The organism is Streptomyces sp. NPDC050610, from assembly GCF_040654875.1.
Taxonomy (GTDB): domain Bacteria; phylum Actinomycetota; class Actinomycetes; order Streptomycetales; family Streptomycetaceae; genus Streptomyces.
The window spans coordinates 72,975-95,351 of record NZ_JBFAIV010000014.1 but is presented as its reverse complement, the minus strand read 5'-3'; the positions used below and the strand labels follow the sequence as shown (position 1 = coordinate 95,351).

Here is a 22,377-nt window from a genome sequence, read left to right as displayed (position 1 = left end):
GTTCAATGGAGTTGAGTCAGATGAGCGAAGGTCAGAAGCCACCCACCGGCCCCATCACCCCGCAGGACGAGCACGCGGGCAGCACCCGACCGATCATCGCGGCCAAGGACGAGCACGCGGGGGCGCCCCGTCCGATCATCACGCCGCAGGATGAGCACGCGGGCAGCACGCGCCCGTTCAACGCCAGCCGGGACGAGCACGCGGGGGCACCTCGTCCGATCATCACGCCGCAGGATGAGCATGCGGGATCGGCGGACCCGAAGTAACCGAAGCCATAGCGGACTCGGGGGAATGACGTAGGGACCGGCCTCGACGGCACGGAGGGGGAGTCGTCGGGGCCGGTCTTTACGCATATTGGGGGGGCACGCAGGTTCGATCGCGCCAAAATTACAGAAGGTTCGGGCCACTTGGCCTGAGTCGACCGATTGTTGTCAATAGATTCATTCGGCGAATGGCACTCCCGCCAGTTGGAGGAGTTGGAATGACCCGCACGAAGAAGGCCCTCGCATCTGTTCTCTTCGCCGCCACGGCCGCGCTCAGCCTCATGACGGCCCTGGACGAGCATGCGACCCGGCCCTCCCCCCAGGACACCCACGCCGCCCTCGCGATACCGGCGGACGAGCACGCGACCGGCAGCGAGATGTAGCGGGTCGCGTCTCGCTCAACACAGCGCCTCGGGCGACTGCCGGTGCACGAGACCGGTGAGCCGGGGCCGGCCGGTGCGTAGGCAGGGATCGGTTGGTCCGTAGGCAGGGGTCGGTCGATGTATCGGGGCCGGTTCTGTGCGCCTAGATCGGTCGGTGCGCCAGGGCCGGTTCGGTGGGCCGGGATCGGTTCGGTGGGCCGGGGGCAGTTCGGTGGGCTTCCGGTGGGCTGGTCCGGCGGACCGGCCGACTGTTCCGGCGGGACAGGCCGCCGGAACAGGCAGTCGGAACAGTTCGGTGAGCCGGGCCGGTCCCGTAGACCGGTCCGGTGAGCCGCGCCCGCCGGCAGCCCTCCGGGGCTGCCCGGTTACGGCCCTCCGGCCGGCGGCCGGATTGGCGGACGGTACCGGCGCTACCGCGCACCCTGGCGGAGCAGGGTCTTGAGGATCTTGCCGCTCGCATTGCGCGGCAGCTCCGGTACGAACTCCACCTCCCGCGGCACTTTGTAGTTCGCCATCTCCCGGCGCGACCAGGCGATCAGGTCGTCGGCGGTCAGCGTCGCGCCCGCGCGCCGCACCGCGAACGCCTTGCCCGCCTCGCCGAGCCGCGCGTCCGGTATGCCGACGACCGCGGCATCAGTGACGTCCGGGTGGCGGGTGAGGATCTGCTCTATCTCGGCGGGGTAGGCGTTGAAGCCGCCGACGATGAACATGTCCTTGATCCGGTCCGTGATGCGCAGGTTGCCGTCGCCGTCCAGCACGCCGATGTCGCCGGTGCGCAGCCAGCCGTCGCCGTCGATCGCCTCGGCGGTCGCCCCCGGGTCCTCGAAGTAGCCGGACATCACCTGATAGCCGCGGACGAGTATCTCGCCGGGCTCGCCCGGCGGCAGGGCCTCCCCCGATGGGCCGACGACCACGACCTCGGTATCGGGGATGGCGCGGCCCGACGTGCCGGAGATGACCTCCGCCGGGTCGCCGCGACGGCACATGGTGACCATGCCCGTGGCCTCGCTCATGCCGTACGCGGTCAGCACCGTCCCGATCTTCAGCTCCCCGCGCAGCCGCTCCACGAGCCGCAGCGGCACGACGGCCGCGCCCGTGACGACCAGCCGCAGCGGCGACAGGTCGTGCTGCCCGCGCGACGGGTGGTCGAGGAGCGACTGGTGGAGCGTGGGCGGGCCGGGCAGCACCGTGACCCGCTCGGCCGCGATGTTGGCGAGCACGGTGTCCACGTTGAAGACAGGCTGCGGGATCATCGTCGCGCCCCGCATCAGGCAGGCGATGATGCCCGCCTTGTAGCCGAAGGTGTGGAAGAACGGGTTCACGATCAGATAGCGGTCCCCCTCCTCCAGACCGGCCAGTTCGCCCCAGACGCCGAAGGCGCGCAGGGTCTGGGCGTGGGTGATGACCGCGCCCTTGGGCGCCCCTGTGGTGCCCGAGGTGAAGATGATGTCGGAGGGGTCGGACGGCCGGATTCCGGCCACCCGTGCCCGTACGGTCTGGGGGTCCACCGCATCCCCGGCCGCCAGGAACTCCTTCCAGGTGCGGAAGTCCGAGGGCGCGTCCTCGGACAGGACGACGACCTCGCGCAGATGCGGCAGCCCGGGGAGCGGACCGCGAGCCGCCTGGTCCACCGAGCTCAGCCGGGCCCCCTCCCCTGAACCCGACCCGAAGCCCGCTCCTGAGCCCGGCCCGGAGCCCTCGCCGGAGCCTTCCCCCGCGCCCCGTCCTGTGCCGCCCTGTGTCCCAGTCCGGCCCTGCGTCTCTGTCTCTCCCCGCGCCCCCGCCCCGCCCTGCGTCGCGCGCTCCGGTTCGCTGCCGGCCGCCCGCCGCAGCGAGGCCACGTACGAGGTGCCGAGGAACGTGCCGGTGACGAAGAGCAGCCGGGCGCGGGTGCGCCGCAGGACGTCCGCTGCCTCGGCGCCCTTGAAGCGGGTGTTGACGGGCACGAGCACCGCGCCCGCCGAGACCGCGCCCAGGGCGCTGACGATCCAGTCGAGGGTGTTGGGGGCCCAGACGGCGACCCGGTCGCCGGGCTCGACGCCGGCGGCGACGCAGGCCGCGGCGGCGCGCTCGACCCTCCGCCCGAGCTGCGCGTACGTGACGCGGGCGCGCCCGTCGGCGACCGCCTCACGGGTGGCGTACCGCTCGGCGGCCACCCGGACCAGGTTGGGAATCGAGCCGAACTCCACGTCACCGCGCATCGTATGACCTCCCGCACCACTAGCTGACTACCCGTCAGATTAGCGGTAGCCTTCCCCCCTGTCAGCAGCGACGCAGGCATGACCCCACCCGCGCGCACGCCCATGCCTACCCGTGCGAGCACGGCGAGTACGCACACAGTGACGACGAACACAGCGAGTACGCGCACCCCGAGTACGCACCCGCTCAAGAACACAGGCACCGGCGCGGACACGACCGCGGACCGGCCGCGGCAGGAACCGACCACGGAGGTGGCGATGGCGGCAACGCTCAAGGACGCTACGGCGATAGTCGGAATAGGCCAGACCCCCTTCGCCAAACAACTACCGGAATCCGAACGGACCTTGGCCTGCCGCGCGATCGTCGCCGCCCTCGACGACGCGGGCATACCCCCGTCCCAGGTCGACGCCTTCGCCTCGTACACGATGGAGGAGACGGACGAGGTCGAGATCGCCAAGGCCATCGGCGCGGGCGACGTGACCTTCTTCTCCAAGGTCGGCTACGGCGGCGGCGGTTCCTGCGCCACCCTCGCCCACCTCGCCGCGGCCATCGCCACCGGACAGGCGTCCGTCGGCGTGGCCTGGCGCTCCCGCAAGCGCGGCTCGGGCCCCCGCCCCTGGTCCAACACCACCGTCCAACTCCCCACCCCCGGACAGTGGACCCGCCCGTACGGACTCCTGCGCCCCGCCGACGAGATCGGGATGCTGGCCCGCCGCTATATGCACGAGTACGGAGCCACCCGCGACCACCTCTTCAACGTCGCCCTCGCCTGCCGCAACCGGGCGAACCAGAACCCGGCCGCAATGATGTACGAACGCCCCCTGACCCGCGATATGTACATGACCTCGCGCTGGATCAGCGACCCCCTCTGCCTCTTCGACAACTGCCTGGAGACGGACGGCGCGCTGGCCTGCGTCCTCGTCTCCGCCGAACGGGCTCGCGACTGCCGCACCAAGCCCGTGTACGTCCACTCCGCGGCCCAGGGCCTCCCCGCCCAGCACCACGGCATGGTCAACTACTGGAACGACGACCCCCTCACCGGCCCCGCCTGGACCGCCGCCCGACACCTGTGGAAGTCCGCCGACTTCGGGCCCGAAGATGTGCACGTCGCCCAGATCTACGACGCCTTCACCCCCCTCATCCCCCTGTCCCTGGAGGGCTACGGCTTCTGCGGGCGCGGCGAAGGAGCGGCCTTCACCGAAGGCGGCGCCCTCGAAAGCGGTGGCCGGCTGCCCGTCAACACCGGCGGCGGCGGGCTCAGCGAGGCGTACGTCCACGGCTTCAACCTGATCACCGAAGGCGTCAAACAGCTCCGCGGCACCTCCACCGCGCAGGTGCCCGACGCGGCGACCTGCCTGGTCACCGCGGGCGAAGGAGTCCCCACTTCGGCGCTGCTGCTGAGGAGTTGAATTCTCATGTCGTCCATCATGAAGGCCACCACTGACAACGGCCTGCTGCTGCCCGTCGTCGACGAGGACGGCGCGCCCTTCTGGGAGTACGCCGCCCGCGGTGAACTGCGCGTACAGGCCTGCGCCGACTGCGACGAACCGCGCTTCCCGCCCCGCCCCTGCTGCCCGCACTGCCAGTCCTTCGACAGCATCTGGGTCAGGACGTCCGGCCGCGGCCGCATCTGGTCGTACGTCTTCCCGCACCCGCCGCTGCTGCCCGCCTACGCCGAACAGGCCCCGTACAACGCGATCATCGTCGAGCTGGCGGACATCCCCAACATCCGCTTGGTCGGGAACCTGGTCGCCGCCCCCGACGCCGCGCTGAACTCCGTGGACCCCGCCAAGCTCCGCATCGGCGCCCCCGTCAAGGCGGTCTTCGCCGAACTCGCCGAGGGCGTCACCGTCCCGCGCTGGATGCTGGAGCGCCCATGACCGCCGACGCCGAAACCGACACCGACGCCGACACAGACACAGACACAGACACCGACGCCGGGGCCGGGGCCGGGGCCGTGAGCGCCGAGAAGGCCCCGACCGTACGCACCGAGAAGCGGCCGGACGGCGTCGCGCTCGTCACCCTCGACCGCCCCGACCGCCACAACGCGATCGACCTGGCGACGGCCGCCGAACTGACCGCCGTCTGGCGCGCCCTGCGCTTCGACGACTCCGTGCGGGCCGTCGTCCTCACCGGCGCGGGCGACCGCGCCTTCTGCACCGGCATCGACCGCACCGTCGACGTCCCGCAGCCCGGCTCCCCCTTCTCCATGGACGATCCGCTCATCGCCATCGGCCCCAAGGCCGCCGACCTGTGGAAACCGGTCGTCGCGGCCGTCGGCGGCATGGCCTGCGGCGGGGCGTTCTACCTGCTGGGCGAGGCCGAGTTCGTCATCGCCGCCGAGAACGCGACGTTCTTCGACCCGCATACCGCCTACGGCATGGTCAGCGCGTACGAATCCATCTACATGGCGCAGCGCATGCCCGCCGGCGAGGTCGCGCGGATGGCCCTGATGGGCACCGCCGAACGCCTCTCCGCGCAGCGCGCGTACGAGACGGGGCTGGTGTCCGAGGTGGTGGCGCCCGGCGAGGCCGTCGGGGCGGCGCTGCGCGCGGCGGCCGTCATCGCCTCGTACCCGACGGAGGCCGTACAGGGGACCGTACGGGCCCTCTGGGCGACCAGGGAGGCTGCGCGGGCGCAGGCCCTCACCCTGGCGCCGCCGCTGATCGCCCTCGGAAACCTGCCGCCGGACCGGCAGGCGGAGCTGTTCGCCGGCCGCGCCCGTACGGACGGCTACCGCGTGCGCTGACGGCGCGCGTTGCCCCGTACGGAAGGCTGCCGCGTGCGTCGCCCCGTACGGGCGGCTGTCGCGCACGCGGCAACTGTCCGCTCGGGGCGGCACCGGGCGGGCGTCAGCCGACGGAACGCACCCGGCAGGACGCCAGGTCGCTCGACGGCGTCGTCGGGGACACCCGCACGGTCCCCGAAGCGCCGCCGCCCAGCGTGAGGCGGGCGCTGCCGAGCGACGCGGACGCGCCCTGCCGGTCGCGGAAGTCGACGGTGACGGTGTAGGTCGCCCGGGCGCTGCCGCGGTTCGTCACCCGGATGGTCGCGGCCTCGTGCCGCGCGTCGTCCGAGATGCACTGGACGATCTTCGCCTCCGGCCGCGCGGCGCGGTCGGGTGAGGCGCTGTGCGTACTGCCGCCGCCGACGCCGCGGCTTCCGGCGGCCGACCCGTACGAGCCGGAGGAGCCGGACGACCCCGAGGACCCGTAGTCGTAGCCGGAGCCCGAGCTCGATCCGGAGTCCGATCCGGAGCCCGAGCCCGACCCTGAGCTGTGGTTCGAATGGGAACTGCTGCATCCCCCACCGCCGTCGCGGTGGCGGCTTGAACTGCCGTAACTGCCGTGGCTCCCGTGACCGTGCCCGTGCCCTCGGCTGAAGCCGGTGAGCGAGACCAGAACGAGCGCGACGACGGCCGTGAGCCGCAGATGGCGGCGTGCCATGTTTCTTCCTCCCCCTGTGGATACCCGTACATCCCACTGCCTTGATTGACGGGCTCGCGTCACGTTAGCGCAGCGGCCGACGGTGGCCGGGCCACGCATGGCGAGCGGCCGAAACCGGGCGTAGCGTCAGGATCAGGGCAATCGGAAACGAGAGAGTGAGGCGAATGCCCGTGGTGCGCAACGCACTCGGTTCCGTCCTGGCCCTCATTGGAGCGGCGGCCGCCGTATGGAGCCCCTTCCGTGCCTGGTACGACGGCCGTCACGGGCGCGACTATCGCGTCCAGGACCTCTTCGACGGCATCACGGGGACGCATGCCGAGCTGATGGGCTCGATCTTCCTGCCGATGGTGTTCGTGGGTCTCGTGACGCTGATCGGGCTGCTGTTGCGGTCCCGACTGCTCATCGCCCTCGCGGGGCTGGTGACGCTGGGGTTCACGGTGCTGTGGATGGTGCGGCAGGGCCAGCAAGCGGGCGATCTCACGGTCGACAGCGACGGCAACGGGCTGAACATGGGCGTCGCGATCGCCCTCGGCGGCGGCGTACTGCTGCTCCTCGCGGCCGTCCTCATGAGCGGCCGCCGCGGCACGCACCGCCGTCGCCGCCGCGCACCCGAGCCGGAGCCCGCGCAGCAAGAGCCCGCGCAGCAGGAGCCGACGGGGTACGGGCAGCCGATGCCGTACGAGCGGCCGGCTGAACAGCCGCCCCACTACGAGCAGCCCCCGCAGTACGAGCGGCCGCACGAAGGCGCGTACACGCAGCCGCACGAGGGGGCATACGCCCAGCCGTACGAGCAGCCGTACGAGCAGCCGCGCGAGGAAAAGCCGTACAGCGCGCCGCACGGCGCCTCGCGTGACCACGGCCACGACCGGGACCACAACCGTGACCGTGGAGCGGACGAGACCCAGGCCAACGCTCCCTTGGCCGACACCCAGGAGTTCGAGCGCCCGCCCGCCGCCGAGGAGAACCGGCCCGCACCGCCTCCGCGCGACGGCCGCTGACCGCGCGCACCGGGCGGCCGGGCCGAGCGGACGGGCCGTTGGAAGGGCCGGAGAGGGGCCCCCTAGCGCCCGCCGCTCCTGGCCAGCCCCGTCCCCTTGCCCGCGTCGAGCGCGTACACGCAGCGGTCCTTGCTACAGGCGTAGACGACGCCGCTCGCGACCACCGGCGACCCCGTGATCTCCCCGCCCGTCGCCAGCTTCCAGCGCAGCTGCCCGCCCCCGGCGTCCACCGTGTACAGGCAGTGGTCGGCGGAGCCGAAGTGCACCCGGCCCTCCGCCACGACCGGCGAGCCCACCACCTCGCCGCCGGCCGCGAACCGCCACTTCGGCGTGCCCGTGACCGCGTCGAGCGTGTAGAGCGCGCTGCCGCTCCCCAGGTGGACCGAACCACCGGCCACCAGCACCGGCTCGATCGACTGCCGAGCCTCCGTCGCGATGCGCCAGCGGTCGCGGCCGGTGGCCGCGTCGATGGCGTACACGGTGCCGAGGTAGTCGGCGATGTAGACGCCGCCGCCCGTGACCGCCGGGCCGGGCGCGAAGGCGGGGGCGCTCAGGAAGACCGCCGGGGCCTCGAACCGCCACCGCACGTCGCCCCGGGCCGCGTCGATCGCCAGGACGCGGGTGCCCGCGGCCACGTACACGGCCCCGTCGGGCGCCGGGAGCAGCCGCATCGGCACTCCGCCGCAGGACCCCGCGTCGCCGATCGGGTACGACCAGCGTTCCGCGCCCGTACGGACCTCCAGGGCGCGCAGCCGGGCGTCCGCCCAGACGTACACGAGGTCTTCGTGGACGACGGGCCCGTACTCGGGCGTCTCGAAGTCGGTCTGGGCGCCGCTGATCTCCCAGAGCAGTTCGCCGTTGGCCGCCTCCCACGCCTGGACGCCGCCGCCGCGCGTCCCCGTGACGACGGTGCCGCGGTCGACCGCGAGGGAGTAGATCCAGCCGTCGGTCGCCAGCCGCCACCGCTCCGAGCCGTCGGCGGCGTCGAGCGCGTACAGCGTCGGGCCGTCCGAGGCGTGGATGCGGCCACCCGCGACGGCCATGGCCCAGGCCACGTCCCGCGTCTTGAACTGCCGCCGGCCGCTCGCCACTTCGAGCGCGTGCACCTCGAAGGACGTGACGTAGAGGAGGTCTCCGGAGACGGCCGGGGTCCCCCAGACGTCATTCGACATCCGGAACCGCCAGGGCCGCCAGCGCCCCCGCGCGCCCTGATCGTGCTCGCCGCCCTCGGCCGCGGGCGGCCCTGTGGGCGGGGCGGGCGTGTCGCCCGCCGGGGCCTGTGCGGGCACGGCGAGCGATACGCCGCTCGGCGGCCGCACCCAGCCCGTCGCGGAGCCCGCGTCCGACGGCGCCTGCGATTCGCGCGCGTCGGCGCGCGGGCCGGGCCCGATCGGCACCTGGGACCCGGAAAGCCGTACGGGCCCGTCCGACACGTCCCGTACGGGCGCGGGCGCCGCCTGCGCGGCGGCGTGCCGGCCGGGCGCGCCGCGCGGGTCGTCCAGACCGGTCGAGCCCTGTAGGCCGCCGTGCGCGGGCCGCCGGTCGGGCCCGCCGTGCTCGTCGCCGCCCTGCCCCTGGTAGGCGCTTTCCCAGTCGCCCACGCTGACGGGCCCGCCGCCCGCCATAGGCGCGCCGTGGGGCGCCGCACCGTGCCCGGCGGCGTGGGAAGGGGCCGGGCCGGCGGCGTGACTGGGCGGCCGGCCGGAGAGGAACTCCTGCCCCGGCTCGGGCGGCGGCCCGCCGGTCGCCGAAGGCTGGTAGGCGGGCAGCGGCTCGTACGGCGGCAGCGGTGCCGAGGAGGGCTGGGCGAACGAGGCCGCGGGAGGCTGCGCCGGACGCGGCGGCGGGGCCGGCCTGCCGGCCCCGCGGGCGCCCCTGCCTCCGGAGCCCGCGCCGGACCGGCCGCCCCGCCGCTCCTCGATCATCGTGACCGCGCTGTCCGGCAGCCAGGCCGACGCCGTGCCGCTGTCGTCCGCCTCGGAGGCGAAGAGGTGCGGTGCGAGCTGCGACTGGAGGTCGGCCGGGCTGGGCCGCTGGTCGGCCGCCATCTGCATGCAGGAGTCGAGCAGCGGACGGAGTTCGTCCGGCAGCCCGCTCAGGTCGGGGCCCTCGCGGAGCAGCATGAAGACGGTTTCGACCGGGTTCGCGCCGTGGAAGGGCGCGTGGCCGGTGGACGCGAAGACCAGGGTCGAGCCGAGCGAGAAGATGTCGCTGGCGCCCGTCACGCTGCGCGAGTCGCGCGCCTGCTCGGGCGACATGTAGGCCGGGGTGCCGACGGCGACGTTCGTCATGGTCAGGCGGGTGTTGGAGACCCCGCTGGCGATGCCGAAGTCGATGACGCGCGGGCCGTCCTCGACGACGAGCACGTTCGACGGCTTGAGGTCCCGGTGCACCAGCCCCGCGCCGTGGATGGACTGCAGCGCCTCCGCGATGCCGGCCGCCAGCCAGCGCACCGCCTGGGCCGGGAGGGGGCCGCACTCATTGATTATTTCTTCGAGGGAGGGCGCGGGCACATAGGCGGTGGCGAGCCACGGCACGGCGGCCCGCGGGTCGGCGTCGACGACGGCCGCGGTGTAGAAACCGCTGACGGCGCGGGCGGCCTCCACCTCGCGGGTGAACCGGACGCGGAACAGCTGGTCCTCGGCCAGCTCGGTCCGCACCGTCTTGATCGCGACCCGCCGGCCCGAGGCCGAGCGGGCGAGATAGACCAGCCCCATGCCACCGGCGCCGAGTCGGCCGAGCACCTCGAACGGACCGATCCGCCTCGGGTCGTGCTGCGTCAGCTGCTCCACCACTGGCCTGCCACCTCCCCGTGGGGGCTCGAAGGGTTCCAGCCCCGTGCAGCGTCTCACCGCGAATTATCCCGGGGTACGCATCCCGATTCTTCCTGGCCGAGGCCCCGGTTGCGAACCCGGGTGCGTTTCGCCGTGTCTCCACCACATCCGGAACGGCTCACCCCGTACGGAGCGCCTGGGCACGTTCGGGCGGAAGGTCGGATTCGTACGGTCTGGCGGGGCGGGCCGCGCCTGCCGGCGTACGACCCGGCGGGGCGGACCGCGCTTGCGACCGTACAGCCCGGCGGGGCGCCCGGCTCCCCGCTGCTCTGTACGGGCGGGGGCCATGCGGGCCGGGCAGGCCGTCCCACGCCCGTACAGGCGACCCAGGCAGGCCGTCCCGCGTCCTCGTACGGGCCGACCGGCGGGCCGCTCCCGCACGCCCGCCCCGCGTCCCGCCCTGCACTCCGCCCCATGCGCCGCCCCGCGTGAAAGCGCCCGCCGGACCGCGCCGTCCGCGGTCCGGCGGGCACGCGTGCCCGCTCGCCGAAGCCCGGCCTGTGCGGCGGGTGGACCGGCCGCTGTACTACGGCTGCCGGTACGGAGCAGATGCCCCGGCCGCCACGACCAGGGAGGGCCGGATGACCGTTGCCGAAAAGGGCGGCGAGCGCCGCCGTTACGTCGCCGCCTTGGAGGAATCGATGACGGCGAAGGTCGCCCCCTGGTCGTCGACCAGCACCGCGAAACGCCCGTGGGGCGTGTTCTGCGGCTCGCGGATGGCGCGGCCGCCGAGCCTCGTCGTGGTCCGCACCGCCTCGTCGCAGTCGTCGACCGTGAAGTAGATGAGGAAGTGCGCCGGCAGCTCGGCCGGGAAGGTGTCGTCGATGACGGCCCGCCCCAGGGCCGCGTGCTCCCCGTCGGACGGCTGCCCGGCGGGCGTCCAGACGACGAAGTCCAGGCCCGCGTCGTCGCTGTAGTCCACGCTGCCGTAGCCGAAGACCGCTTCATAGAAGGGGTCGACAGCCTTGGCGTCGCGGGTCCAGCACTCGACCCAGCCGTACGAGCCGGGCTCGCGCTGAAGCCCGAACCCCTTGTGGGCGCCGGGCTGCCAGACGCCGAAGAACGCGCCTCCCGGGTCGACCGCGAGCCCCATCGTGCCGAGGTCGCCGACGGCGATCGCCTCCTCGATGACCTGGCCGCCCGCCTCCCGGATCTTGGCGGCCGTGGCGGCGGCGTCGGACGTGGCGAAGAAGATGTCCCACGCGGTGGGCATCCGGCCGTCGGGCTTCGGCATGAGCCCGACCACGGCTTTGCCGTCCAGCAAAGCCCGTGTGTAGTTGTGGAATTCGGGCTGGGCCGCACCGAATTCCCAGCCGAACAGCTCACCGTAGAATCGCTTGCCCGCTTCGAGATCGGGGAGAGCCGCATCGGCCCAACAGGGCGCTCCGTCCGCAAACGCGGCCATGGGTCCGGTCCTCTCGTGCGAAGAGTGTCCTGCGCCACACGTTATCGGGGGATCACGGTTCACGCCCGCCCTTGGAATCGAACATTTGGTCAATTTCCCGAGCGGTCACGGAGCGTTGCCCGTGAAAGTTATCCCCAGCCTGTTGATAAGACGATTCACTAGTACGGACCAACACGTTCCGGCCCCCCGCGCACCTGCTGAAACGCCCCTGAACTGCCCGTACACCGCGGTCCGCCCCCCGGCCCCCATTTGCAGGCAGCCGAATCGCGATCCGATCACCCCTCGGTAAGCTGACGGCATGACAGGACAAGTACGCACCGTCGACGGCCGAGTGGCCGGGCGACGCGGCCAGGCGACGCGGCAGAAGCTGCTCGACTGCCTCAGCGAAATGCTCAGCACCGAGCCCTACCGCGACGTCAAGGTCATCGACGTCGCCCGCAAGGCGGGCACCTCGCCCGCCACCTTCTACCAGTACTTCCCCGACGTGGAGGGCGCCGTCCTCGAAATCGCCGAGGAGATGGCGACGGAGGGCGCGAGCCTCACCGATCTCGTCGCCGGCCGCTCGTGGGCCGGGAAGTCCGGCTGGCAGACCGCCGAGGAACTCGTGGACGGCTTCCTCGGCTTCTGGCGCAAACACGACGCGATTCTGCGCGTCGTCGACCTGGGGGCGGCCGAGGGCGACAAGCGGTTCTACAAGATCCGCATGAAGATCCTCAACGCCGTCACCAACTCCCTCACGGACTCGGTCAAGGAACTCCAGTCCAAGGGCAAGGTGGACAAGGACGTCAGCCCCGCGGCCATGGCGGGCTCCCTCGTCGCGATGCTCGCCGCGGTCGCCTCGCACCAGAAGGGCTTCCAGAGCTGGGGCGTCAAGCAGGCCGAACTCAAGCCCAGCCTGGCCCTGCTCGTGCACCTGGGCATCACCGGCAAGAAGCCGACGAAGTAAGCGCCCGCGCGCTGACTTCGGAGCACCGCGCCCGACCGCGCGGCCGCTCCGCCAACGTCCTGTCACCGCAGCGGCGGATCTCTCGGGGTGGCCGAGGGATCCGCCGTTGCGGCATCCGGGACAGCCGGCCACATGGACAGCCGAGAAAAAACGCGCGCCTCAGTCGCTCGCGAGGATCCAAACCTCGATCGCGGTCCGATGTGAGCGAAGGTGGATCCGTCCATGGGGACGCGACCGCCTCCGCCCCTGCCTCATCCGCATCTGCATCTGCATCTGCATCCGCCTCCGCCTCCCGTCAGGACGTCTGTCATGACAGCGTCGTCATGGCATCCCTGGCCTGAAGGCTGCCGGGAACCCGCTGAGGCCTGCTGAGGCCTACTGAGCCCGCTGGCGCGAAGGCTGCCGACGTGCCGACGTGCCCGACGTGCCCGACGTGCAGGCCACCGGGAGTCCGCTGACGCCGAACTCGCCCGTCGCCTGGAGTCCGCCGACTAGCGCCGCTCCAGCCGGAACAGCCTGATCTCGCGCTCCACGCGCTCCTGGTACTTCCCGTACGGCGGCCAGAACTCCAGCACCGCCGCCCACGCCGCCGCCCGCTCCGCCCCGCCGAGCAGCCGGGCCCGTACGGCGATGTCCTGGCCCTTCCAGCTCACCCGCGCCTCCGGGTGCGCCAGCAGATTCGCGGTCCAGGCGGGGTGGCCGGGCCGGCCGAAGTTGGAGCCGACGAGCAGCCAGGCGCCGTCGTCCTGCGGCATGCAGGCCAGCGGCGTACTCCGTGGCTGTCCGCTTCTGGCACCCGTGGCCGTCAGGATGACGCCGGGCAGCATCCGCGCGCTGAGCAGCACTCTGCCGCGCGTCAGCCGGTGCACGGCGCGGTCCATGGCCGGGACCACGTACGGGGCGACCTTGGCGAAGGTCCTGGTGGCGGACACCTTCTGCATGAGCCGTACCCCTGGCGGCGCCATCAGACGGCCACGGCGGCGGCATCGGCCGGCGCGTCCGGGCCCGCCGGACCGGCCGCGCCCGGCAGCCGGTTCCCGACCAGCCGGTTCCCGACCGGCCCGTTCCGGGCCTCTGCGGCACCCGGCACGAACAGCCCGGCCAAATCTGCGGCGCGCGCCCGCAGCCGGTGCACGGGCCCGAAGAGCAACTCGTCGCCGGCGGCACGTTTGAAATAGAGATGCGCGTCGTGCTCCCAGGTGAAGCCGATGCCGCCGTGCAACTGCACCGTCTCCGCCGCGACCGTGCGCAGCGCCTGGAGCGCCTGCGCGAGCGCGAGCCCGCCCGCGCCGGGCTCGGCGTCCGCCCGGCCCGCGGCCCAAGCCGCGTAGTACGCCGCCGAACGGGCCGCCTGAACCTCTACGTAGAGGTCCGCCAAGCGGTGCTTGACCGCCTGGAAGGAGCCGATCGGCCGGCCGAACTGTTCCCGCGCCCGCACATATTCGAGCGTCCGCGTGAGCGCGCGGTCGGCCGCTCCGACGGCCTCCGCGGCGAGCACGGCGCCGACCCCGCCGCCCAACCGCGCGAGCGCCCCCGGCACATCCGCCTCGTCACTGGCTCCGAGCAGCTCGGCGGGGGTGTCGCGGAGTTCGATACGGGCCTGGGGCCGCGTCTCGTCCAGCGCGGTGAGGCGCGTACGGACGAGGCCGGCGGGCCCCGCACCGGGCTTGGCACCGGCACCGGCCCCGGTGCCCGCCCGCGCGCCGGGCGCGCCTCCGGACCGTACGGCCGAACCTGCCACGGAGGCCGCCTTGCCGGACCGTGCGGCCGGGCCTGTCGCGGGCGCTTCGCCGGACCCTGGGGTCCTCGTTCCCGATGCCGTGTCTCCGGCCCGTACGGTCCGCGCTCCCATAGCCACGTCTCCGGTAGCCGCGGCTCCGGCCCGTACAGCGAACAGGAGCGTGCGGCTGCGCGCGTACCCGCCGGCGTGCGCGGCCACGATCAGCAGCCCCGCGCTGTGCCCGTCGAGCACCTGCTCGGCCTGCCCGTACAGCCGCCAGCCCCCCTCGTACGGGCGGGCCTGCACGCCGCCCGCCCGGCCGCCGCCGGCCCAGTCGCCGTCGTTGGGGCCCGTGAGTCCGAGCGCCGCGGGCAGCGCGCCGCCCGGCACGGCGAGCGTGGCGGTCAGCTCACCGCAGGCGAGGCGCGGCAGCAGCTCGGCGCACTGGGCGTCCGTACCGAGTTCGGCGAGGAGGGGCGCGGCAAGGGCGGCGGTGGCCAGCAGGGGCGAGGGCAGCAGGGCCCGCCCGGTCTCCTCGCAGGCCAGCGCCAGCTCGGTCGGGCCGCAGCCGACGCCGCCGTACTCCTGGCCGACCGCCAGCCCTGGCAGTCCCAGCTGCTCGGCGAGCTGCCGCCACAGCCTCTCGTCGTACCCGGCCTCCGTACGGACCGCGGTCTTGACCTCGTCCGGCCCGCACCGCTTGGCCAGCAGCTCGCGCAGCGTGCGGCGGATTTCGTCCTGCTCCTCGGTGAACGCGGCGTCCATCGGCGGACTCCTCCCGTTTCTGACGGGTCGTCATGGTAGGGAGCCGGGGCGCACTTTCCTAGAGCCGGGAGGCGATTCGGAGAGTCGCGCGGGGTGCCGCCGGGAACCGCATCTGATGTACCGTCAGATTTATGACATCAGGCACTCCAGGGGCCTCAGCAGCCACAACAGGCCGCCGCAAGGTGGCCGTCGTCGGTGTGGCGCTCGCCGACTGCGGCCGCGTCGACGAAGCCACCCCCTACGCCCTCCACGCCCAGGCCGCCCGCCGCGCCCTCGCGGACTCCGGGCTCGACCGGTCGGTCATCGACGGGCTGGCCTCGGCGGGGCTGGGCACGCTCGCCCCCGTGGAGGTCGCCGAATACCTGGGGCTGCGGCCCACGTGGACGGACTCCACCTCGGTCGGCGGCTCCACCTGGGAAGTCATGGCCGCGCACGCCGTGGACGCCATCGCGGCCGGCCACGTGGGCGCCGTCCTCCTCGTGTACGGCTCCACCGCCCGCGCCGACATCAAGGCCAAGCGGCGCACCTCGAACCTGTCCTTCGGTGCGCGCGGGCCCCTCCAGTTCGAGGTCCCGTACGGCCACACGCTCATCGCCAAATACGCGATGGCCGCCCGCCGCCACATGCACGAATACGGCACGACGCTGGAGCAGCTGGCCGACATCGCCGTCCAGGCGCGCGCCAACGCCGCGCACAACCCCGACGCGATGTACCGCGCCCCCATCACCGTCGACGACGTCCTCGGCGGCCCCATGATCGCCGACCCGTTCACCAAGCTGCACTGCTGCATACGGTCCGACGGCGGGTGCGCGGTGCTGCTCGCGGCCGAGGAGTATGTCCCGGACACCGCGAAGGCCCCCATATGGGTACTGGGTTCGGGCACCGCGGTCTCGCACACCTCCATGTCGCAGTGGGACGACTTCACCGTCTCCCCGGCCGCCGTATCGGGCCGCGCCGCCTTCGAACGGGCGGGTGTCGGCCCGGGCGACGTCGACGTGGCCGAGCTGTACGACGCGTTCACCTACATGACGCTCGTAACGCTGGAGGACCTCGGTTTCTGCGGCAAGGGCGAGGGCGGCGCCTTCGCGGAGAAGGAGCGGCTCACCATCGGCGGCGAACTGCCCGTCAACACCGACGGCGGCGGACTCTCCGCCTGCCACCCCGGCATGAGAGGGCTGTTCCTGCTGGTCGAGGCGGCGCGGCAACTGCGGGGCGAGGCAGGCGAAGGCCGCCAGGTCCGCAAGGCCGGAGGCCGCCTCCCGGAGGTCGCGGTGGCCTCCGGTACGGGCGGCTGGTTCTGCTCCTCGGGCACGGTGGTACTGGGCCGGGGGTGAACCCGCGGTTCGCGGCCCTCCTCAGTCGCTTCCGCCGATCCAAACCTCCATTGCTTAGATGGTGCGCATGACCCCAGAGACCCCAGAGACCCCCGAGATTCCTGAGATTCCTGAGAACCCCGATACGAACGAGCCGATCGAGCCGAACGAGCCGAACGAGCCGACTGAGCCGGCCGAGACCTCCGCGGCCCCCGAGGCCCCCGAGCCAGCCGAGCCGACCGATACGACCGAGCCGAATCGGCAACAGGCGGAGTTCCGCGCCCTCCTGCGCTCCCTGCGGGTAGTGGAGGGCGAGCTGCCGCCCTTCGACCCCGCCGCGGCCCCCGCCGATCCCTTGCCCCTCTTCCAGCGGTGGCTGCGCGAGGCCGCCGAAGCGGGGGCGCCCGAGCCGCAGACGATGACGCTCGCGACCGCGGACGCGACGGGCGCCCCGTCCGTACGCATCGTGATGCTGCACGACGCCGACGAGCGCGGGTGGCACTTCGGCTCGCACCGTACGAGCCGCAAGGGCCGCGACCTGGCGGCGCGCCCCGAAGCGGCGCTCGGGTTCTACTGGGCGGCCCTGGGACGGCAGGTACGCGTCCAGGGAACGGTGACCGCCGCTGCCCCCGAGGAGAGCGCCGCCGACCTGCACCAACGGTCCACAGGCGCACTGGCCGCGGCCCTCGTCGGCCGGCAGAGCGATGTCCTCGGCTCCTGCCGCGAGCTGGAGGAGGCGTCCGCCGCGGCATGGGAGCGCGCGCGGCGCGAACCGAATGCTCAAGTGGACAGTTGGACGCTCTACGTGCTGGCCCCCACCGAAGTCGAGTTCTTCCAGCGCGACGCCGACCGCCGCCACGTACGCCTCAACTACCGCCTTACGGACAACGGCTGGACCACCGAACTCCTCTGGCCCTGACGAGGCGCCCACTCACCGCTCCCGCCCCTCACGGCGGCGGCCCCCTCGCACACACCGCCCCAACCTGAGCGGGCCGAGGAAACCGAGCCTACGTACCCGCCGGAGCCACCAAACCCGCGGCCTCGCCCGCCTCGCCGCCCTCGCCCGCAACTCCCGTCTCCGCCCCGGCGGCGTCAGCCGAATCCGAGGAGCCAGGCTCCAGGCGGCCGGAGTCCGAATGGCCGGATTCCAGGCGGCCGGCCTCCGAGAAGCCGGACGGCGGCGGGTCGGTCGCGAGCCTCGCGTGAAGGTGGACGTCCCGGAAAACGTCTTTCGATCCCGCCTCGAACATGGCTCCCCGCAGGGTGCCCTCGTACGCGTACCCGCAGCGGGCCGCCACCCGGCAGGACGGGATGTTGCCCATGGCGTGCCCCAGTTCGAGCCGGTTGAGGCCGACTTCACTGAAGCCCCAGCGGGTGCAGAGCTCCAGCGCGCGGGCGGCGACGCCCCGGCCGCGGGCCTCGGCGAGCACCCAGTAGCCGACGCGGGCGTTCGAGAAGGTGCGGTCGATGAGGTTGAGGGCCACCTGCCCCACGATCTCGTCGTCCTCGGTGACGGCGTAGGTCGCCGCGTCGCCGCGCTCCCAGCCTTCGAAGCGGCCGCGTATGAAGTCGCGGGCGCCGGCCTCGTCCCGGACCGGGACGAGCGGCGTGTTCCAGCGCAGGAATTCGGGGTCGTTGAGGCCCCGCAGCGCTACGGGCGCGTCCGCGTACTCCCATGTCCGCAGCCGCAGGCCGTAGCCCCGCAGGTCGGCCGGGCGCAGCGGTTCCGCTGCCGTCGTGTTCGCCATGCTCGCGCACTCCCTACCCCCGTAGCGCCCCGATGCCCGTCGCTCGGTCCTCGACGCTCCCGGACAAGTCGATCCGTACCGCATTCAACAGGGGCGGAAGACGGGCACCGTCACGGGGGGCTCGCTCGACTCCGTACGGAAGTGCGCCCGCAGCGGCATGCCGACGCTCAGCTCTCCCTCCGGGCAGTCGACGATCTCGGTCATCATCCGGGGCCCTTCGGCCAGGTCGACGACGGCGGCGGTGTACGGGACGCGGTCGCCGAAGGGCGGCAGGTCGTTCAGGTGGACCACCGACCAGGTGTAGAGGACGGCCCGGCCGCTCGCCTCCTCCCAGCGGACCTCCTCGCTCCAGCAGCGGGGACAGAACTCGCGCGGGTAGTGATGGGCCAGCGAACAGGCGGCACAACGACGTATCAGAAGGCAGCCATCGGCAGCCGCGTCCCAGTAGGGGCGGGTGAAGGCATCGATCTCGGGCAGGTCGAAGCGTGCCGCGCTCACAGGAACAACCCCATCGCGTCGTCGAGGGACCAGGTCTGCCAGCTCATGGCGAAGAGGGCGACGAGCGATATGAGCGCCATCATCGCGTTCTGCCCCTGCTCGGCCCAGTCGTGGACCATGAGGACGAGGTAGAGCAGATTGAGCAGGAGGCCGCCTATGAGCGCTACGGGCGTGAGAAGGCCGGCCACGAGCCCCAGTCCGAGGGCGAGTTCGGCGTAGACGACGATGTACGCCATGGCCTTGGGCCGCGGACTCACGACCTTCTCGAACCCGGCCCGCACGAAGCCCCAGCGGTGCTTGCCCGCCACATCGGTTGCCCACGCGATGCCCGTACCGCGCTCGAACCAGCCCTTCTTGTCCTTGTGCCGCCAGCTCTCCAGCCACCACAGCCCGAGGCCGATACGCAGCACCGCGAACCATTCGGCCCCGCTGAGCCAGATCGTCTGCATCGCCCGCCCTTCTGCTTCTGCTTCTGGTTCCGCTTCCCGCTGCCTGCTTGCCGCTTCCCGCTTCCCGCTGCTTGCCGCCCGCTTCCCGCTGCTCGCCGCTCCCTACTGCCCGCCTCTCTCCTCTCGCCTCCCGATCTCCGCTGAACGCTCCCCGCACTTCCCCATTTTCTGACGGTACGTCAGTTCAACGGATGGGTAAGGGGTTGCGCAAGGGGCTCGGCTCGGATCTCTTTCCCATGCAACCCCATTCCTGACTCAGCGTCAGTTCAGTAACCTGACTAAGCGTCAGTTATGTTGGCCATCGAGCAGGAGTGGGCGAGAACGATGCTTGGATCGACTCACGGCACCCTCACCACCACCTCCCGTACGGCCCGCGTGCTGGCCTGCGGAGAGCAGGCTGCGCCCGCCGTCCACGGCAGGGCCGCACCGGCCGAGGACGTGGACGTCAGCGGCCGGGCCCTGCACTCGGACGTACCCGACCTGGACCGCTTCTTCCGGCCCTCCTCCGTTGCCGTCGTCGGCGCCTCCGACGCCGAGGGGCGCCCCAACACCGGCATCACCCGGCAGCTCATCGCCTGGGCCGAGCGCGTCGGAGCCCGGCTACACCCCGTGCACCCCACCCGTACCAGCGTCTTCGGCCTCCCCTGCTGTCCGAGCGTCGCCGACCTCCCCGAAAAGGTCGACCTGGCCGTTCTCCTCGTCGGCGACCCGACCCCCGTCATCGAGGAACTGGCCGAGTCGAAGGTCCGCTTCGCCGTCGCCTTCGCCTCCGGCTTCGCCGAGACCGGCGAGGCGGGCGCGGCCGCGCAGCAGCGGCTGGCCGCCGCCGTCGAACGCTCCGGGATCCGCCTCCTCGGCCCGAACACCAACCTCAACGCCTTCGAGAAGTTCCGCGACGACCTCGACGGCCCCGCCATCGCCCTCATCACCCAGTCAGGCCACCAGGGCCGCCCCGTCTTCACCCTCCAGGAACTCGGCATCCGGCTCTCCCACTGGGCCCCGACCGGCAACGAAGCGGACCTGGAGACCGCGGACTTCATCTCCTACTTCGCCACCTGCCCCGAGGTCGGCGCCATCGCCGCCTATGTGGAAGGGCTCAAGGACGGCCGCGGCTTCCTCCTCGCCGCCGACCGGGCGGCACGCAACAAGGTGCCGGTGGTCACCGTCAAGGTCGGCCGGACCGAGGCCGGCGCCCGGATGGCCGCCTCCCACACCGGCAAGCTCACCGGCGCGGACGAGGTGGTGGACGCCGCCATGCGGCAGTTCGGCGTGATCCGCGTCGACGGGCTCGACGAGCTCCAGGACACCGCGGCCCTGCTCGCCCGCGCCCGTCCGCCGCGCGCCGACGGCGTCGTGGTGTATTCGATCTCGGGCGGCACGGGCGCGCACTTCTCGGACCTGGCGACCGCCGCCGGGCTCGAACTCCCCACGCTCGGCGCGGCGAAGCAGACCGAACTCCACCAGTGGATACCCGACTACCTCAGCGTCGCGAACCCGGTCGACAACGGCGGCCACCCAGTGGGCGACTGGCGCGGCCGCAAGATCATCGACGCTATCCTCGCCGACCCCTCCGTCGGCGTCCTCATCTGCCCGATCACCGGCCCCTTCCCGCCCATGAGCGACAAACTCGCGCAGGACCTGGTGGACGCGGCGGAACAGACCGACAAGCTGGTGTGCGTGGTGTGGGGGTCTCCCGTCGGCACCGAGGACGCCTACCGCACCACACTGCTCGGCTCCTCCCGCGTCGCCACCTTCCGCACCTTCGCCAACTGCATCACCGCCGTCCGCGCCTACCTCGGCCACCACCGCTTCACCGCGAACTACCGCTCCCCCTTCGAGGACGCCCCGCGCACCCTCTCCCCCTCCGCTCGCAAGGCGCAGGCGCTGATGCGCCCGGGCGAGCAGCTCAGCGAGCACGCCGCGAAGCAGCTGCTGCGCGCGTACGGCATTCGCGTACCACGCGAGCAGCTGGTGACCAGCGCGGCGGCGGCCGTACGGGCGGCCGGCCTGGTCGGCTACCCCGTCGTCATGAAGGCGTCCGGTCCGCAGCTCGCCCACAAGAGCGAACTCGGCCTGGTCAAGGTCGGTCTGACCTCCGCCAGCCAGGTCCGGGACGCCTACCGCGAGCTCACCGACATCGCTCGCTACGAAGGGGTGCCGCTCGACGGCGTGCTCGTCTGCCAGATGGTCGCGCGCGGCGTCGAAATGGTCGTCGGCGTCACCCCCGACAGCCTCTTCGGCCCCACGGTCACGGTCGGTCTCGGCGGCGTGCTGGTGGAGGTGCTGCGCGACGCGGCGGTGCGCGTACCGCCGTTCGGCGCGGACCAGGCGCGCGCGATGCTCGGCGAACTGCGCGGCCGCGCCCTGCTCGACGGTGTCCGCGGGGCGCCGCCGGCCGATGTGGACGCGCTCGTCGAAGTCGTGCTGCGCGTCCAGCGCATGGCCCTGGAACTGGGCGACACCCTCGCCGAACTCGACATCAACCCGCTGATGGTGCTGGAACGCGGCCAAGGCGCGGTGGCGCTGGACGCGCTCGCCGTCTGCCACTGACCCAAGAACCCGGAGCCGCTCCCCCATGACTTCCTCCCCCGAAGAATCCGTTGAGTCATTGATACGGCACACCACTGACAATGGGGTCTCGTGGATCACCCTCAACCGCCCCGAAGCGATGAACGCCGTCACGCGTGACCAGCGAGAACGCATCATTTCGCTGCTCGACGAGGCCTCCGCCGACCAGGCCGTGCGAGCCGTCGTGATCACCGCGACCGGCAAGGGCTTCTGCGCCGGCGCGGACCTCCGCGGCGCCCCCGCCGCCGCCGGCGTCGAACGCGTCGCGGGCGATGTGGCCCGTACGATCCGGCGCGGCGCCCAGCGGCTGATCAGCGCCGTCCTGGACTGCGAGAAGCCCGTCGTCGCCGCCGTCAACGGCACCGCGGCCGGGCTCGGCGCGCACCTCGCGCTCGCCTGCGACCTCGTGCTGGCGGCGGAGTCGGCCCGGTTCATCGAGGTCTTCGTGCGGCGCGGGCTCGTACCGGACGGGGGCGGCGCGTACCTCCTGCCGCGCCTGGTGGGCCCGCAGCGCGCGAAGGAGCTGATGTTCTTCGGCGACGCGCTGCCCGCCGCCGAGGCCGAGCGGCTGGGCCTGGTCAACCGGGTCGTGCCGGATGCCGAGTTGGCGAAGGTCGCGCGCGAATGGGCGGAGCGGCTGGCGACGGGCCCCACCCGCGCGCTCGCCCTCACCAAACAGCTGGTCAACGCCTCGCTCGACACCGACCGTACGACCGCCTTCGCGGCCGAGGCCACCGCGCAGGAGATCAATATGACGACATCGGACGCACAGGAGGGCGTCGCGAGCTTCGTCGAGCGACGCACCCCCGAATACCGAGGAGGCTAACCAAGTGTCACGCTCC

20 protein-coding genes are annotated in these 22,377 nt (G+C 72.5%); 11 read left to right on the top strand and 9 right to left on the bottom strand.

The features are described 5' to 3' along the window. The first annotated feature begins 20 nt into the window (after positions 1-20). Positions 21-266 (top strand): hypothetical protein, encoded by a 246-nt coding sequence (locus tag AB0I22_RS19040; RefSeq protein ID WP_363131960.1) that lies wholly within the window; start codon positions 21-23, stop codon positions 264-266. 215 nt (positions 267-481) lie between these two features. Further along, on the top strand, positions 482-646 hold the full coding sequence (locus tag AB0I22_RS19035; protein WP_363131959.1) for a hypothetical protein: 165 nt from the start codon (positions 482-484) through the stop codon (positions 644-646). Positions 647-1,056: 410 nt separating this feature from the next. Here AB0I22_RS19035 and AB0I22_RS19030 read toward each other — a convergent pair whose 3' ends face one another. Then, positions 1,057-2,847, bottom strand: coding sequence for a fatty acid--CoA ligase family protein (locus AB0I22_RS19030; protein WP_363131958.1), 1,791 nt, complete (start codon positions 2,845-2,847; stop codon positions 1,057-1,059). Positions 2,848-3,102: 255 nt separating this feature from the next. Between AB0I22_RS19030 and AB0I22_RS19025 the strand changes: the two genes are divergently transcribed. Genes AB0I22_RS19025 through AB0I22_RS19015 form a run of 3 tightly spaced genes read left to right on the top strand, consistent with a single transcriptional unit; the run spans position 3,103 to position 5,594 of the window. Continuing rightward, positions 3,103-4,254, top strand: a complete 1,152-nt coding sequence (locus AB0I22_RS19025; RefSeq protein ID WP_363132047.1) for a lipid-transfer protein — start codon at positions 3,103-3,105, stop codon at positions 4,252-4,254. 6 nt (positions 4,255-4,260) lie between these two features. Beyond that, positions 4,261-4,725 carry an OB-fold domain-containing protein gene (locus tag AB0I22_RS19020; RefSeq protein WP_363131957.1) on the top strand — a complete coding sequence of 155 codons (465 nt, stop codon included), beginning with the start codon at positions 4,261-4,263 and terminating at the stop codon, positions 4,723-4,725. Continuing rightward, the gene (locus tag AB0I22_RS19015; RefSeq protein ID WP_363131956.1) at positions 4,722-5,594 is read left to right on the top strand and encodes an enoyl-CoA hydratase/isomerase family protein; all 873 of its coding nucleotides are present in this window, start codon (positions 4,722-4,724) and stop codon (positions 5,592-5,594) included. Before AB0I22_RS19020 ends, AB0I22_RS19015 begins: the two co-directional genes overlap by 4 nt. A gap of 103 nt (positions 5,595-5,697) precedes the next feature. Here the strand turns inward: AB0I22_RS19015 and AB0I22_RS19010 are convergent, their stop codons facing one another. After that, the gene (locus AB0I22_RS19010) at positions 5,698-6,291 is read right to left on the bottom strand and encodes a hypothetical protein (protein WP_363131955.1); all 594 of its coding nucleotides are present in this window, start codon (positions 6,289-6,291) and stop codon (positions 5,698-5,700) included. Between the two features lie 170 nt (positions 6,292-6,461). On the opposite strand from AB0I22_RS19010, the gene AB0I22_RS19005 reads away from it, so the two are divergent. Then, positions 6,462-7,289, top strand: coding sequence for a hypothetical protein (locus AB0I22_RS19005; protein ID WP_363131954.1), 828 nt, complete (start codon positions 6,462-6,464; stop codon positions 7,287-7,289). Positions 7,290-7,351: 62 nt separating this feature from the next. On the opposite strand, the gene AB0I22_RS19000 is transcribed toward AB0I22_RS19005, so the two are convergent. Next, on the bottom strand, positions 7,352-10,084 hold the full coding sequence (locus AB0I22_RS19000) for a PQQ-binding-like beta-propeller repeat protein (RefSeq protein ID WP_363131953.1): 2,733 nt from the start codon (positions 10,082-10,084) through the stop codon (positions 7,352-7,354). 655 nt (positions 10,085-10,739) lie between these two features. Next, positions 10,740-11,528 carry a VOC family protein gene (locus AB0I22_RS18995; RefSeq protein WP_363131952.1) on the bottom strand — a complete coding sequence of 263 codons (789 nt, stop codon included), beginning with the start codon at positions 11,526-11,528 and terminating at the stop codon, positions 10,740-10,742. Positions 11,529-11,826: 298 nt separating this feature from the next. On the opposite strand from AB0I22_RS18995, the gene AB0I22_RS18990 reads away from it, so the two are divergent. Further along, complete coding sequence (locus AB0I22_RS18990; protein ID WP_363131951.1) at positions 11,827-12,474, top strand: TetR family transcriptional regulator; 648 nt, start codon at positions 11,827-11,829, stop codon at positions 12,472-12,474. Positions 12,475-12,965: 491 nt separating this feature from the next. Here AB0I22_RS18990 and AB0I22_RS18985 read toward each other — a convergent pair whose 3' ends face one another. Both AB0I22_RS18985 and AB0I22_RS18980 read right to left on the bottom strand, forming a co-directional pair. Then, on the bottom strand, positions 12,966-13,439 hold the full coding sequence (locus AB0I22_RS18985; protein ID WP_363131950.1) for a nitroreductase family deazaflavin-dependent oxidoreductase: 474 nt from the start codon (positions 13,437-13,439) through the stop codon (positions 12,966-12,968). Then, positions 13,439-14,959: an acyl-CoA dehydrogenase family protein gene (locus AB0I22_RS18980; RefSeq protein WP_363131949.1), complete on the bottom strand. Its 1,521-nt coding sequence runs from the start codon at positions 14,957-14,959 to the stop codon at positions 13,439-13,441. Before AB0I22_RS18980 ends, AB0I22_RS18985 begins: the two co-directional genes overlap by 1 nt. 131 nt (positions 14,960-15,090) lie before the next feature. Here AB0I22_RS18980 and AB0I22_RS18975 point away from each other — a divergent pair, with 131 nt between their 5' ends. Further along, positions 15,091-16,293: an acetyl-CoA acetyltransferase gene (locus AB0I22_RS18975; RefSeq protein WP_363131948.1), complete on the top strand. Its 1,203-nt coding sequence runs from the start codon at positions 15,091-15,093 to the stop codon at positions 16,291-16,293. 67 nt (positions 16,294-16,360) lie between these two features. Then, positions 16,361-17,191 (top strand): pyridoxal 5'-phosphate synthase, encoded by an 831-nt coding sequence (locus tag AB0I22_RS18970; protein ID WP_363131947.1) that lies wholly within the window; start codon positions 16,361-16,363, stop codon positions 17,189-17,191. Positions 17,192-17,279: 88 nt separating this feature from the next. Here the strand turns inward: AB0I22_RS18970 and AB0I22_RS18965 are convergent, their stop codons facing one another. From AB0I22_RS18965 to AB0I22_RS18955, 3 genes are all read right to left on the bottom strand, one after another. After that, entirely contained in the window at positions 17,280-18,020 is a 741-nt protein-coding gene (locus tag AB0I22_RS18965) for a GNAT family N-acetyltransferase (protein WP_363131946.1), read from the bottom strand. Positions 18,021-18,104: 84 nt separating this feature from the next. Further along, positions 18,105-18,518, bottom strand: a complete 414-nt coding sequence (locus tag AB0I22_RS18960) for an OB-fold domain-containing protein (RefSeq protein ID WP_363131945.1) — start codon at positions 18,516-18,518, stop codon at positions 18,105-18,107. Beyond that, entirely contained in the window at positions 18,515-18,967 is a 453-nt protein-coding gene (locus AB0I22_RS18955; protein WP_363131944.1) for a DoxX family protein, read from the bottom strand. Before AB0I22_RS18955 ends, AB0I22_RS18960 begins: the two co-directional genes overlap by 4 nt. A 324-nt stretch (positions 18,968-19,291) precedes the next feature. Here AB0I22_RS18955 and AB0I22_RS18950 point away from each other — a divergent pair, with 324 nt between their 5' ends. Next, positions 19,292-21,517: an acetate--CoA ligase family protein gene (locus AB0I22_RS18950; RefSeq protein WP_363131943.1), complete on the top strand. Its 2,226-nt coding sequence runs from the start codon at positions 19,292-19,294 to the stop codon at positions 21,515-21,517. 25 nt (positions 21,518-21,542) lie between these two features. Continuing rightward, on the top strand, positions 21,543-22,361 hold the full coding sequence (locus AB0I22_RS18945) for an enoyl-CoA hydratase-related protein (protein WP_363131942.1): 819 nt from the start codon (positions 21,543-21,545) through the stop codon (positions 22,359-22,361). Positions 22,362-22,377 lie beyond the last annotated feature (16 nt).